Source organism: Bradyrhizobium sp. CCBAU 25338 (genome assembly GCF_028128965.1).
GTDB lineage: Bacteria > Pseudomonadota > Alphaproteobacteria > Rhizobiales > Xanthobacteraceae > Bradyrhizobium > Bradyrhizobium liaoningense.
The window spans coordinates 324,496-338,647 of the sequence record NZ_LFKY01000040.1 but is presented as its reverse complement, the minus strand read 5'-3'; the positions used below and the strand labels follow the sequence as shown (position 1 = coordinate 338,647).

Below are 14,152 nucleotides of genomic sequence, written 5' to 3'. Positions count from 1 at the left end.
GGCTAGTCCACGTCCTCGATCTCGCCGGTCGTGGTGCCGAATGCGCGCTGCGCCAGCGTCGCGGCCATGAACTCGTCGAGCTCGCCATCGAGCACGCCCGCGGTGTCGGAGGTCTGCACGCCCGTGCGCAGATCCTTCACCATCTGGTAGGGCTGCAGCACGTAGGAACGGATCTGGTGGCCCCAGCCGATGTCGGTCTTGGCCGCCTGATCGGCGGCGGCCTTCTCCTCGCGCTTCTTCAGCTCCATCTCGTAGAGCCGCGCGCGCAGCATGTCCCAGGCCTGCGCCCGGTTCTTGTGCTGGGAGCGTCCGGCCTGGCAGACCACGGCGACGCCGGTCGGAATGTGCGTCAGGCGCACTGCCGATTCGGTCTTGTTGACGTGCTGGCCGCCGGCGCCGCCTGAACGCATGGTGTCCACGCGGACATCGGATTCCTTGATGTCGATCTTGATGCTGTCGTCGATGACGGGGAAGACCTGCACGCTCGAGAACGAGGTGTGCCGTCTCGCGTTGGAATCGAACGGCGAGATGCGCACCAGGCGATGCACGCCGGCTTCCGTCTTCAGCCAGCCATAGGCGTTATGCCCGGAGACCTGGATGGTCGCGGACTTGATCCCGGCCTCTTCGCCCTCGGATTCTTCCAGAAACTCGACCTTGAAGCCGTGGTTTTCGGCCCAGCGCGTGTACATGCGCAGCAGCATCTGCGCCCAGTCCTGGCTCTCGGTGCCGCCGGCGCCGGCATGAACCTCGAGATAGGAATCGAAGCGGTCGGCCTCGCCCGACAGCAGCGCCTCGAGCTCGCGCCGCGCCACTTCCTTCTTGAGGTTCTTCAGCGCAGCTTCGGCTTCCGCAACGACGCCGTCATCGCCCTCGGCCTCGCCGAGCTCGATCATGCCGATGTCGTCTTCGAGCTCCTGCTCGACCTTGCCGATACCTGAGAGCGCATCCTCGAGCGAGGTGCGCTCCTGCATCAGCTTCTGGGCTTTCTGGGGATCGTTCCAGAGGTTGGGATCTTCTGCGAGCTTGTTCAGCTCAGCGAGGCGCGCCGTCGATTTCTCGACGTCAAAGATGCCTCCTCAGCAGCCCGACTGACTGCTTGATCTCTTCTACCAACCGTTCGATTTCGGCGCGCATGTCGTTCTCTGGTTTCGCGGAACTGGTCCCGCAAGCAATTGAGGTTGGGATGTAGCGGCGGCGGCTGCAAAGCGCAACCGCCGGGACCGCGATCGTCTGTCTTGTCCTGAGCCTTAAAGCGCGATGCGATCAGGATCAATCGTCATCGCGCTTTAGGTTGTTGTTTAAGCATGATCTTTTCGGAAAACCGCTGCGCACTTTTCCGGATCAAGCTTTAGTACAGCCCGCCGGTGCCCGGCCGCATGAAGAAGCCGGAATCCGGCTGCTGCTGCTGCGAGGCCGGCATGCGCCCGTCGGCGTCGGCAACGCCGATGACCGAATAATTGTCCGGCGGGGCCGTGCCCGGCTTGAAGGCTTCGAGGATGGTTCCGCCGGTCTCGCCGGGGCCGGCGCGCATGCCGGTCTTGGCGACGACACGCACGAGCTTGATGCCGGCCGGCACCTTGAACGGCACAGCGGGCTTGTCGGCGAGCGCGAGCTTGAGGAAATCGCGCGCGATCGGAGCTGCCAGATGGCCGCCGGTCGCGGCATTGCCCTTACCCAGCGGACGCGGCTTGTCGTAGCCCATATAGATGGCGACGGCGATATCGGGCGAGAAGCCGACGAACCAGGCGTCCTTGGCCTCGTTGGTGGTGCCGGTCTTGCCGGCGACGGGTTTGCCGACGTCCTTGATGACCGTGGCCGTACCGGCCTGCACAACGCCTTCCATCAGCTCGGTGATCTGATAGGCGGTCATGGAGTCCAGCACCTGCTCGCGGCGGTCGATCAGCTGCGGCTCGGGCTGGTTCTTCCAGCCGCCCGGCGCGTCGCAGCCGCGGCATTCGCGCTGGTCGTGCTTGAAGATGGTGTGGCCGTAACGGTCCTGGATGCGGTCGATCAGCGTCGGCTTCACGCGGCGGCCGCCATTGGCGAGCATCGAGTAAGCCGTGACCATGCGCATCGCCGTGGTCTCGCCGGCGCCCAGCGCATAGGAGAGATAGTTCGGCAGCTCGTCATAGACGCCGAAACGGCGGGCGTATTCGCCAATCAGGGGCATGCCGATGTCCTGCGCGAGGCGCACCGTCACGGTGTTCAGCGACTGGCGCAGCGCGTTGCGCAGCGTCACCGGTCCCTGGAACTTGCCCGAGGAGAAGTTTTCAGGCCGCCACACGCCGGCGCCCTGGCCCTGATCGATTTCGATCGGCGCATCGAGCACGACGGTCGAGGGCGTATAGCCGTTGTCGAGCGCGGCCGAGTAGACGATCGGCTTGAACGACGAACCCGGCTGCCGATAGGCTTGGGTGGCGCGATTGAACTGGCTCTGGTCGAACGAGAAGCCGCCGACCATCGCGAGCACGCGGCCCGTCCAGGGATCCATCACAACCATGGCGCCGGAGACCTCCGGGATCTGGCGGAGCCGGTACTGGCCCTCGACGGGCTGGCCGTCCTTGTAGAGCGGATCGGCATAAATGACGTCGCCGGGCTGAAGCACCTGAGACACGGCCGTCGGTGTCTTGCCCTTCGTGCCGCCCTGCAAGGCCCGCGCCCAGCGCACGCCGTCGACAGTGACGATTCCGGTCTCGCGCTGCTTGCTCACCGCGCCGCCGAGCTCGCGGCTCGGCTGGAAGCCGATGCGCGCCGACTGGTCGCTGGTCTCCAGCACCACCGCCATGCGCCATGGCGAGATGTCGGAGAGCGATTTGATCTCGGCGAGCTTCACGCCCCAGTCGCCCGAAACATCGAGCTTGCTCATGGCGCCGCGATAGCCCTGCTGCTCGTCGTAGTTCACAAGGCCGGCGACCATGGCCTTGCGCGCCATGACCTGGATCTTCGGATCGAGCGTGGTGCGAACCGACAGGCCGCCTTCATACAGCTTCTTCTCGCCGTAGCGTTCGAAGATGTCGCGGCGGACTTCCTCGGCGAAATATTCGCCGGCGAAGGTGTGGGCGCCATTGGACCGGCTGGTGACGGCCAGCGGCTCCTTGCGCGCCTTGTCGGCGTCGGCCTGCTTGATCCAGCCGTTCTCGAGCAGACGGTCGATCACATAATTGCGGCGCTCGATGGCGCGGTCGCGGTTGCGGACCGGATGCAGCGTCGCCGGCATCTTCGGCAGCGCCGCCAGATAGGACGCTTCCGCCACCGTCAGCTCGTTCACCGACTTGTCGAAATAGACCAGCGAGGCGGCGGCGATGCCGTAGGCGCCGAGGCCCAGATAGATTTCGTTCAGGTACAGCTCGAGGATCTTGTCCTTCGAGTAGGTTTTCTCGATGCGCATCGCCAGCAAGGCTTCCTTGATCTTGCGGGCGAAGGAGACCTCGTTGGTCAGCAGGAAGTTCTTGGCGACCTGTTGGGTGATGGTGGACGCACCCTGCGGGCGGCGGTTGGAGCCGTAGTTCTGCAGATAAAGCAATCCTGCGCGCGCCATGCCGGTGTAGTCGATGCCGCCGTGCTCGTAGAAATTCTTGTCCTCGGCGGCCAGGAACGCGTTGATCACGAGCTTGGGCACGGCCTGGATCGGCAGATACAGCCGCCGCTCCTTGGCGTATTCGCCGAGCAGCGAACCGTCGACCGCGTGCACGCGGGTCATCACCGGCGGCTCGTAATCCTGAAGCTGAGAATAGTCCGGCAAGTCCTTGGAGAAATGCCAGATCAGGCCTGCCACGGCCCCGACACCGACAAGGAACACCACCGTTCCCGCGGCGAACAGGAAGCCCATGAACCGCACCAGCAAGCGCATTATCAGTTTATCCGTTCAAACTCTGGATCAGCCCAGTATCAGCCCATAGCGACCCCAAATGGCCGCCAACCTCACGTCGCGAATTCGCCGGCCTACGCAATCACATCAGTGCCGGACTTCCGACGCTTGCCGAGCAGGATTCTCGCCGATTCCGACCCCCCTGCGGGGTTTTTATAGAGCGTCCGCTGTGGCCAAACTAGGGCCTTTGGATCGGGAGGGATCAACCCATTCAGTTCGGAGTCCCGGCCGTGGCCATCCGCTTGGTCAAAAATCCGTCGATTGCCTGTGCCATCGAGCCCACGGCACGCGACCGCCACCCCTCGGAGACCAGGTGCTCGAGATCCCCCTTGTTGGAGACATAACCGATCTCGACCAGCACCGAGGGCACGTCGGGCGCCTTCAGCACCCGGAAGCCGGCGGACTTCAGGGGATGCTTGTGCATCCGCACCGTCGCCTTCATTTCACCCATCAAGAGGCGGGCGAAACGGTTTGAAAATGTGCGGGTTTCCCTCTGCGTGAGGTCGATCAGGATATCGGCGACGTCGTTGGGCTCCTCGGCGAGGTTGAAGCCGGCGATCGCATCGGCCCGGTTCTCGGCGTCCGCCAGCCGCTGGGCCTCGGCGTCGGACGCCTTATCTGAGAGCGTATAGATGGTCGCGCCCTGCGCATCGCCCTCGGCACGAGGCAGCGCATCGGCATGAATCGAGACGAACAAAGCCGCCTTGTGGTTGCGGGCGATCTTGGTCCGGTCATTGAGGGGGATGAAGGTGTCGTCGTCCCGCGTCATCACCACGCGGTATTTGCCGCCCTTTTCCAGCTTGTCCCGGAGCGCCAGGCCAAAAGCGAGCACCAGGTTCTTCTCGCTCTCGCCTCCCGACTGCGTGCCGTTGTCGATGCCGCCATGGCCGGGATCGATCACGACCACCGGCCGGTCGTCGGCCTTGTGCTGCGCGGCATCCGCGGTTGCCTTGGCGGGAACCGTGGCCGGCGGCGCCTCGGCGATCGCGGGCCGCAGCTCGGGACGGTTTTCAGGGCTGAGCGATGCCACGAAGGCGGCGCGCTCGATCTCCTCCAGCTCGAGCACGAGCCGGGCCGGCTGGCCGTTGGCGGCTTCGACCACGTAGGAATTGGCGATCTTTGCCGGCCCCGTCAGGTCGAACACGATTCGCGAGCCGCCGGGCATGACCAGACCGTAGCGGAAAGCCTTGATCAGCCCCCGCCCCCCGCTCCCGGTGCCGGCAGGCAGCTGGAAATTGACTTGCGGCACGTCCACCACCACGCGGAAGGGGTCGGCCAGCGTGGCGGTGCGGAAGGTAACGGTCCGGTCGAGGTCGAGGACGAAGCGGGTCTGCTTGCCATCTCCGGCCAGCCGGGCGGCCGAGGCCACCGGAAAATTCGCTGCGGCAACAACGGGCTGCGGCTGGCTTTCCGCAGCAATGAGGCGCGAGGAATCAGCACACGGCAGCGCTGCGATGCACAGCAACACGCCTCCCAGCAAAACCCGTCGATTTGTGCGGCTCGCCACCGATTCCGTGCCTCCGAGCAGCCCTCTTAACGCAATAGAACCACAGGGTTAATCGCTCTTTAATGACAGAAGCGCGAAACTCGGCGACTGTGACCGCCGTGCGACGCTTCCCTTGCACGGATGGCTCATTCCTCGTATGTACGGAATGCTGACGGCCGATATTTCAGGTTGTGTCGCATTCAGCCTCCCGGCGCTGCGCCGGAACTCCCAAGTTTTGGGGATTCCAGCGTTTTCCGCTTCCCTCTAAGACCAGCGCGGTGCGCGGCAGCGAGGTGGAGCGGGTCAGGCACCGGCGGCGGACGGTCTCGGGTTACCACTCATGTTACCGGGACGGTTCTGACGGCGGCGTAACCCATTACCCGGTCCCTTGATCCCAAGGGGGCGGTTCGTGATCCCCAAGGCGAGCGCGCTTGCGCCGTGCCTGGCCAGCAGCAACTGAAAGGGCGGCCTCGTCGCCCAATGTTTCATACGGGCCGACGCTTGATGCGCCAGACTGTGCCGACGAAATCTGAAGGACCATTCGCGACGCTGCGGAGTGACAATCCCGCGCGTCGCAACGGTCCTGAAGCTTCCGGTTCGGCAAGGCGCGAGAGACGGCGTTTCGGCCTTCCCCTCACCCCCGAATCAGGTGGACCGTCGCGTCACCCGGCGGCGCGATACGCGCCCACGGTTTATCGCGTCCGCCGCCGCCAAGAGTTAAGACATGCCCAACAAGATGTTGATCGATGCCACCCACCCGGAAGAGACCCGGGTCGTCGTGGTCCGCGGCAATCGCGTCGAAGAGTTTGATTTCGAAACCGCGCAACGCAAGCAACTGCGCGGGAACATCTACCTCGCCAAGGTCACAAGGGTCGAACCCTCGCTCCAGGCCGCCTTCGTCGAATATGGCGGCAATCGCCACGGCTTCCTCGCCTTCAGCGAAATCCATCCCGACTATTATCAGATCCCGGTCGCCGACCGGCAGGCGCTGATCGAGGCCGAGGAGCAGGCCCATCGCGAGGCCGAGGAAGAGAGCGAGAACCGCTCGCACGGCCGCCGCCGTTCGCGCCACCGCAACGCCCGCCGCCGCGGTCATGGCGAGCGCGTGCGCAGCGACATCGTCGAAGGCCTCGAGGTCGGCGCCGATCCCGCAGCCCAGCCCTCGGAGGGCGAGGCCCCGCACACGGAAGGCGCGCCGTACGAGGGCGAGCATCTGCACGCCGATGCGGAGCACCGCGGCGAGCACGAAAGCCACGATCACCACGACCACGATCAGGGCGAACATGCTCATGGCGAGCATGATCACGACGATCATCATGCCCATGATGACGAGCACGCCGGGGAGCGCGACCCCGGTCACGATCACCAGCGCGATCATCACGACCACGATCACCACCATGATCATCACGACCATGATCATGCCGACGAGACGCCCGCGCCTGTCGCGGCCGTCGGCGCCGAGCCCGTGGTCGCGGCCGAGGCCGGTGCCGAGCCGCAGGATGCCCAGACCTTCGAAGCTCACGTTCCTGAAGCCCATGCGGAAGCTCTGGCTGAGGCCGTGACATCGGCCGCCGAGCCGGCCGATGCGATGTACGCCGACGGCGAGAATGCCGAGACGTCCGCCGAGGCTGCGGAAGCAACCACCGAAGACGACGAAGACGAGGACGAGGACGGCGAGGAAGCCGAAGAGGAAGTCGTCGAATCCGTCGGCGGCGACGATGTGCTGGAGGAAGTGCCGGAGCGCACCTTCCGTCCGCGCCGTCAGTACAAGATCCAGGAAGTCATCAAGCGCCGCCAGGTGATGCTGGTGCAGGTGGTCAAGGAAGAGCGCGGCAACAAGGGCGCGGCGCTGACGACCTACCTCTCGCTCGCCGGCCGCTATGCCGTGCTGATGCCCAACACCGCGCGCGGCGGCGGCATCAGCCGCAAGATCACCAGCGCGCAGGATCGTTCGCGCCTGAAGGAAGTGGTGCAGGATCTCGACGTGCCCGAGGGCATGGGCATCATCCTGCGCACGGCAGGCGCTTCCCGCACCAAGCCCGAGATCAAGCGCGACTTCGAATATCTGATCCGGATGTGGGAAACGGTACGCGACCTCACGCTGAAGTCGCAGGCCCCGACCCTCGTCTACGAGGAAGGCTCGCTGATCAAGCGCTCGCTGCGCGACCTCTACAACAAGGAGATCGACGAGATTCAGGTCGCCGGCGAATCCGGCTACCGCGAAGCCCGCGATTTCATGAAGATGCTGATGCCCGCCAATGTCGGCGCGGTGAAGCAGTATCGCGACGGCCAGCCGCTGTTCTCGCGCATGGGCGTCGAGAGCCAGCTGGACGCGATGTTCTCGCCGACCGTGCAGCTGCGCTCCGGCGGCTACATCGTGATCAACCAGACCGAAGCGCTGGTCTCGATCGACGTCAACTCCGGACGATCGACGCGGGAGCACCATATCGAGGACACCGCGCTCAAGACCAATCTGGAGGCGGCCGAAGAGGTCGCCCGCCAGCTCCGGCTGCGCGACCTCGCGGGCCTGATCGTCATCGACTTCATCGACATGGACGAGAAGCGCAACAACCGCGCGGTCGAGCGCAAGCTGTCCGATTGCCTCCGGCAGGATCGCGCGCGCATCCAGGTCGGCCGCATCTCGCATTTCGGCCTGCTCGAGATGTCGCGCCAGCGCATCCGCGCCAGCGTGCTGGAGAGCTCGACCGATCCGTGCCCGCATTGCGGCGGCACCGGTCACGTCCGTTCGGTGTCTTCGGTGGCGCTGCAGCTGCTGCGCGGCCTCGAAGAGATCCTGATGAAGGGCGCGACCCACAATCTCGTGGTCCGCACCCGCACCGACGTCGCGCTCTATGTGCTGAATCACAAGCGTGGCCATCTGCGCGACCTCGAGAACAGCTTCAAAGTCACGCTGTCGGTCATCGCCGATCCCACCGTCAGCGGACCGCAGGCATATGTGATCGACCGCGGCGAGCAGGTGCACACGCTCGAAGCCGCCAAGGCGCTGCTCGCTGCGCAAGTGGCTGCGAGCCCGCCGCCACAGGTCGAAGAAGCCTATGACGACGAGGATGGCTTCGACCTTGAGACTGAATCCGAGGTCGAGACCGACGAGACCGAAGGTCTTGCTGACGAGCAGGCTGCCGGCGAGGCAGCCTCCGAGCAGGACGGCCAGCGCCGCAAGCGCCGTCGCCGCCGGCGCGGCCGCGGTAGCCAGCGCGAGGGGGAGTTGCGCGAGGATACCGCCCCCACGCTCCCCGAAGCGGCCGTGATGGCCGGTGAAGGTGAAGACGATACCGAGTCCGAGCAGGACGGCGAGGAAGGCGAGGAACAGGCAGCCCGTGGCGAGCAGCAGGGCAGCGGCGAGCGCCGGCGTCGGCGTGGTCGCCGCGGCGGACGTCGCCGTCGCGGTGGCGGCGAGGAAGGTCTCGCCGGCTCCATCGGTGACGAGCTCGGCGCCAGTCAGCCGTCGGAGGCGACCGACGCGGTTGCCGATTTCGACGGCTTCGGCAGCGAGGCTGCGCCCTCCATCGCACAGGCCGAGCACATCCAGGCCGAGCACACCACCGAGCCGCAAATCGAGCAGCCCGAACCGCGCGCCGAGGCGCCGACCCAGCCGGAGCCGGCTTCCGCCACGACGACGGCAACGTCAGAAGAAGAGTCCGCCGGCGACAAGGCCGCGCGGCGCCGCTCCACGGTCCGGGAAAAGGTGAGCTTCCTGGTGAACAGCCAGCCCGAGCCGGCAACGCCGGTCGCGCAGGTAAACGAGCCGGTCGCTGCGCCGGCACCCGAGCCTGCGCCGGAGCCCACGAGCGAAACGCCGGCGGCCCCACGCCGCGCCGGCTGGTGGTCGCGCCGCTTCGGCGGCGGCGAATAACAGGGACATCCAGATGAAACCGCCCGGCCAAACCGGGCGGTTTTTGGTTGACGAGGTCAGTTTCGATGCGACGTGCAATAGTTCTCGGCGGTGGCATGATCGGTGTGAGTGCGGCGCTGCACCTGCAGCAGCGCGGCTGGTCCATCACGCTCGTCGACCGCAGGGAGCCGGGTCGCGAGACCAGCTACGGCAATGCCGGGATGATCCAGGCGGAAGCGGTACGCCCCTATCCCATGCCGCGCGACTTCGCTTCGCTCTTGAAGATCGCGACCGGCCGCACCAACGACGTGCGCTACAGCCTCTCCTCCCTCCATCTCCACATCGAGCCCCTGCTCCGCTACTGGTGGCATTCGGCGCCGAAGCGGCATCGCGAGGCGATCGAGGCATGGGCACGGCTGATCGCCTACGCGACGGCCGAGCACGACATCCTGATCCGCGAGGCCCATGCCGATAATTTCATCCGCCGTGCCGGCTATCGAGCGTTGTTTCGCGATCCCGCTTCATTGGATCTCTCGATCAAGGCCGCGGAAGAGGATCAGCGCGAATTCGGCGTGAACTTTCGCGTGCTGTCGGGCAGCGAGCTTGCCAAGGCCGAGCCGATCCTGCGCGACGATCTCCCCGGCGCGATCCATTGGCTCGACACCTGGACCGTGTCGGATCCCGGCGCACTGGTCACCGCCTATGCCGAGTTGTTCGAGCGCCTCGGCGGCACGATCGTGCTCGGTGATGCGCAGTCGCTGCAACAGACCGCGACCGGCTGGTCGGTCGGTACCGACGGCGGACGCCTCGATGCTCCCGACGCCGTCGTGACGCTCGGGCCGTGGTCGCCCGACCTCCTCCACAAATTCGGCTATCGCATCCCGCTGGTGCGCAAGCGCGGCTACCACATGCATTACAGCGGCGGCGCTTCGCTCGACCTGCCGCTGATCGACAAGACCGGCGGCTATGCCATGGGTCCGATGGCCAAGGGCATTCGCATCACGACGGGAGCGGAGCTGACGGGGCCGGATGCGCTGGCAACACCGGTGCAACTCGCCAGCGCCGAAGCCTCGGCACGCGAGCTGATCGACCTCGGCAAGCGGGTCGAGCCGGACCCGTGGTTCGGCACTCGGCCCTGCACGCCCGACATGCTCCCGGTGCTCGGCCGCGCCCCGCGCCACCCCGGCCTCTGGATGAACTTCGGCCATGGTCATCAGGGCTTTACGCTGGGACCCGCGACCGGACGCCTGCTCGCCGAGATCATGAGCGGCGAGACGCCGGCGGTCGATCCCACGCCATACCGGCCCGAGCGGTTCTAACTCCCTGCTTTCGCGGCGAGGACTGCGAGCGCGGCCGACAGGCGCATCAGCGGGTCGTCCCATTCGCGCGGCCTGCGCTGGCGGAACAGCCGCATGGTCGGATACCAGGGAGTGTCCTCGCGATCGCGCAGCCAGCGCCAGTCGAGCGCGTAAGGCGTGAGCATCCACACCGGACGGCCGAGCGCGCCGGCAAGATGCGCGACCGACGTGTCGACGGCGATGACGAGATCAAGCGACGCGACGGCCGCCGCCGTATCGGCGAAATCGCCGAGGGCGGGGGCAAGATCGACGATATCGCGGTTGAGAGCCGCGAGGACCGGACCATCGTCGGGGCGCGGCTCCTTTTGCAGACTGTAGAGCTGCACGCCCGGCATCACCAGGCGCGGCAGCACGGCCTCGGCCGACAGCGAGCGCTGCCGGTCGCCCTTGTGCCTGATATTCCCGGCCCAGGCCACGCCGACCTTCAGGGCCGTCACGCCGGCGAGCGCAGCCCGCCAGCGCAAAAGTCTTGCGGGATCGGCATGCAGATACGGAACGTCGGCCGGAATGGTGTCGAGCGTGGTGCCGAACACGCGCGGCAGGCTCATCAGCGGCAGTTGCAGGTCGAACGGCGGCAGCGGTTCGCCGCGCGGGATCACGGTCACATCGGGCAGCGTTCGCAGCAGGGAGGCGAGTGCGGGCTGCACCTGGAGGACGATATTTCCGCCCCTCGCCGTCACCATCGGCAGATAGCGCACGAAATGCAGCGCGTCGCCGAGCCCGTATTCGGCAAACAGCAGCAATGTGCGGCCATCGAGCGGCTCCCCCTGCCATTCCGGCTCGCTGAATGTGGGGTCACCGTCCGAGAGCGCCTTGGATTTGTGCCGCCACCGATACGCTTCGAAGCCATTGGCGAAGTCACCGTTCATCAGCAGCAAGTGTGCGTGATTGTACTGGGCGAGCGGCTGCTCGGGATCGAGCGCAACCGCATGGCGCGAGACCGCGAGCGCCTCGTCGATCTCTCCGGCATTGCGCAGCGCCACCGCCAGATTGGCGTGGCCCTTGGCATAGCCCGGATCGGCGGCAACCGCGCAGCGATGGGCGGCAACCGCGTCGGCGACGCGCTCCTGCTTTTCGAAGATGATGCCGACATTGGTGTAGGCCGGCGCGTGATCGGGCTTGAGCAGCAGAGCGCTTTCACAGCATGCGATCGCCTCATCGAGCGCGCCGAGCTCGGAGTAGCAGGCGCCGAGATTGGTTGCGATCACATGGTCCGCCGGATCGAGCGCAAATGTCCGTCTGTAGACCTCGGCAGCCTCGCGCAGCTGACCATCCTCGTGCAGGACGAGGCCGAGCAGGCGCAGCGCCGCGATGTTGTCCGGCCCAAGCGCGACGGCGCGGCGGTACTGCTCGATGGCGTCCCCGAGCAATCCCTGCCGATAGAGCGCCGCGCCAAGATTGCAGAGCAGCCCCGGATTGTCCGGATCGGCGTCGAGGGCGCGACGATAGGCGGCCGCGGCCTCGTCCAGCCTGTCCTGGTCCGCAAGGACGTTGCCGAGATTGAGCCAGGCGCCGCGATAAGCGGGCTCGCGCGCAATCAGCGCGCGATAGGCCTCTTCCGCTTCGGTCAGCCGTCCCTGCTCGGCCAGCGCGACGGCGAGGTTGAAACACGCCCGCGTCAGATGCGTATCGAGCATCATCGCACGGCGATAGGCGACCTCGGCCTCGCCGAAACGCGCGAGCTCGCCGAGCGCCACGCCAAGCTTGTTGTGAAGGCCGGCGTCGTCCGGGCGCCGGCGGAGCGCCCGCTCGAACGCGGCCACGGCCCCCTCATGCTCGCCCTTCACCGCCAGCGCATCGCCCAGCGTGACCAGCGCTGGCGCGTGGTCGGGATCGATGTCGAAGAGGCGGCCGAGCAGCGCGGCGCCGTCGGCGGCACGATCCGTGACGAAGGCGGCGACGGCGGCCAGATGCAGCGCCGGGAGGTGATCCGGCTCGGCCCTCAGGACCTCCTCGCACAAGGCATCCGCCTGCTCCGGCCGGCCCGCCGCAAAATGCTCCGCCGCCTGCACCATGATCGGATTCACAGCCGCATTGCCCACGATACCCCCACCCTTTCGAGATCCGAGATGCAGGTTGAACGCGCGAGGTCGAAAATTCCGTCAGTCCGCGCGCACGGCGCAATATCGAAATCGCCGGGGCAAGCGCCCAAAGAAAAAGGGCTGATCGAGGATATCGACCAGCCCGGTTACTTCAGGACCTGACGGCGCATGCGCCGCCGCAGGCGATCGCCGGATCAGTCCGTCGTGATCGCCGTCTCCATGTCGGTCGGATCGATCTGCTTGGCGAGGTTGGCGTTGAGCTTGTCGCGGTCGAGCTCGCCTTCCCACCAGGCCACGATCACGCAGGCGACGCCGTTGCCGCACAGATTGGTCAGCGCACGGCACTCGCTCATGAACTTGTCGATGCCGAGCACGATCGCCATGCCCGGCACGAGGCGTGGATCGACCACGGCGAGCGTCGCCGCCAGCGTGATGAAGCCCGCGCCGGTGATGCCGGAGGCGCCCTTCGAGGTCAGCATCGCCACGACCAGGATCGTGAGTTGCTGGCCGAAGGAAAGATCGACGCCGAGCGCCTGCGCGATGAACAGGGTCGCCAACGTCATGTAGATGTTGGTGCCGTCGAGGTTGAACGAGTAGCCCGTGGGCACCACGAGGCCGACCACCGACTTGGAGCAGCCGAGCCGCTCCAGCTTCTCCATGAGGGACGGCAGCGCGCTTTCCGAGGACGAGGTGCCGAGCACGATCAGCAGCTCGTCCTTGATGTAGGCCAGGAACTTGAAGATCGAGAAGCCGGCCATGCGCGCGATGAGGCCGAGCACGACGAACACGAACAGTGCCGCGGTGACATAGAACGTGGCGATCAGGCCGAGCAGGTTAAGGATGGCGCCGGTACCGAACTTGCCGATCGTATAGGCCATCGCACCGAACGCACCGATCGGCGCCGCGCGCATGACGATCGAGATGACGCCGAACACCGCGTGCGCAGCATCGTCGATGAAGCTGCGAATCGTATGGCCGCGCTCGCCGAGGCTCATCAAAGCAAAGCCGAACAGCACCGCGAACAGCAGCACCTGCAGAATTTCGCCTTGTGCGAAGGCGCCGACCACGGTGTCGGGAATGATGTGCAGCACGAAGTCGACGGACCTCTGGCCGGCCGCCTGCTTGGCGTAGCCTGCAACGGCCGCCTCGTTCGCCGCCGCATTGCCGAAGCCGGAGCCCGGCTTGACGAGATTGCCGACGATGAGACCGATCACCAGTGCGAAGGTCGAGACGACCTCGAAATAGACCAGCGCCTTGACGCCGATGCGGCCGACCTTCTTGGCGTCCTGGATATGGGCGATGCCGGAGACCACGGTGCAGAAGATGATCGGGGCGATCACCATCTTGATCAGCTTGATGAAGCCGTCGCCGAGCGCCTTGATCCATTCGTTGGTGGCGAACTGAGGCCACAGCCAGCCGACGATGGCGCCGAGCACGATCGCGATCAGCACCTGGACGTAGAGGACCTTGTACCACGGCTTGGCGACGGGCGGCGCGACCGGCGCTCCCGCCATCGTTGTCGTCGTCATGGTTTCACTCCCCCTC

At 66.1% G+C, this 14,152-nt stretch carries 7 protein-coding genes; 2 read left to right on the top strand and 5 right to left on the bottom strand.

Features of this window, described 5'->3' with window-relative positions; translation table 11 throughout:
* Positions 1 to 2: 2 nt before the first annotated feature.
* From prfB to ACM42_RS26035, 3 genes are all read right to left on the bottom strand, one after another.
* Positions 3 to 1,134, bottom strand: a protein-coding gene (prfB, locus tag ACM42_RS26045) for a peptide chain release factor 2 (RefSeq protein WP_194387559.1) whose coding sequence is annotated in 2 segments (ribosomal slippage) — positions 3 to 1,064 and positions 1,066 to 1,134 — 1,131 coding nt in all. Because the reading frame shifts where the segments join, the coding sequence is not laid out codon by codon here.
* A gap of 214 nt (positions 1,135 to 1,348) precedes the next feature.
* Entirely contained in the window at positions 1,349 to 3,850 is a 2,502-nt protein-coding gene (locus ACM42_RS26040; RefSeq protein WP_271530555.1) for a penicillin-binding protein 1A, read from the bottom strand.
* Positions 3,851 to 4,079: 229 nt separating this feature from the next.
* The gene (locus ACM42_RS26035; RefSeq protein WP_271530554.1) at positions 4,080 to 5,375 is read right to left on the bottom strand and encodes an N-acetylmuramoyl-L-alanine amidase; all 1,296 of its coding nucleotides are present in this window, start codon (positions 5,373 to 5,375) and stop codon (positions 4,080 to 4,082) included.
* Between the two features lie 703 nt (positions 5,376 to 6,078).
* On the opposite strand from ACM42_RS26035, the gene ACM42_RS26025 reads away from it, so the two are divergent.
* Positions 6,079 to 9,228 carry an Rne/Rng family ribonuclease gene (locus ACM42_RS26025; protein ID WP_442868947.1) on the top strand — a complete coding sequence of 1,050 codons (3,150 nt, stop codon included), beginning with the start codon at positions 6,079 to 6,081 and terminating at the stop codon, positions 9,226 to 9,228.
* Between the two features lie 65 nt (positions 9,229 to 9,293).
* On the top strand, positions 9,294 to 10,526 hold the full coding sequence (locus tag ACM42_RS26020; protein ID WP_271530551.1) for an NAD(P)/FAD-dependent oxidoreductase: 1,233 nt from the start codon (positions 9,294 to 9,296) through the stop codon (positions 10,524 to 10,526).
* Here ACM42_RS26020 and ACM42_RS26015 read toward each other — a convergent pair.
* Both ACM42_RS26015 and ACM42_RS26010 read right to left on the bottom strand, forming a co-directional pair.
* Entirely contained in the window at positions 10,523 to 12,580 is a 2,058-nt protein-coding gene (locus tag ACM42_RS26015) for a tetratricopeptide repeat protein (protein ID WP_271530735.1), read from the bottom strand. The two genes, ACM42_RS26020 and ACM42_RS26015, sit on opposite strands and share 4 nt — an antisense overlap.
* A 221-nt stretch (positions 12,581 to 12,801) precedes the next feature.
* Complete coding sequence (locus ACM42_RS26010) at positions 12,802 to 14,136, bottom strand: dicarboxylate/amino acid:cation symporter (RefSeq protein ID WP_271530550.1); 1,335 nt, start codon at positions 14,134 to 14,136, stop codon at positions 12,802 to 12,804.
* Between the last annotated feature and the right edge of the window lie 16 nt (positions 14,137 to 14,152).

Coding starts and splice junctions, on each gene's coding strand:
- ACM42_RS26015 (WP_271530735.1), bottom strand. CDS start 12,580: ATGGTGCAGGCGGCGGAGCATTTTGCGGCGGGCCGGCCGGAGCAGGCG.
- ACM42_RS26010 (WP_271530550.1), bottom strand. CDS start 14,136: ATGACGACGACAACGATGGCGGGAGCGCCGGTCGCGCCGCCCGTCGCC.
- ACM42_RS26020 (WP_271530551.1), top strand. CDS start 9,294: ATGCGACGTGCAATAGTTCTCGGCGGTGGCATGATCGGTGTGAGTGCG.
- ACM42_RS26025 (WP_442868947.1), top strand. CDS start 6,079: ATGCCCAACAAGATGTTGATCGATGCCACCCACCCGGAAGAGACCCGG.
- ACM42_RS26040 (WP_271530555.1), bottom strand. CDS start 3,850: ATGCGCTTGCTGGTGCGGTTCATGGGCTTCCTGTTCGCCGCGGGAACG.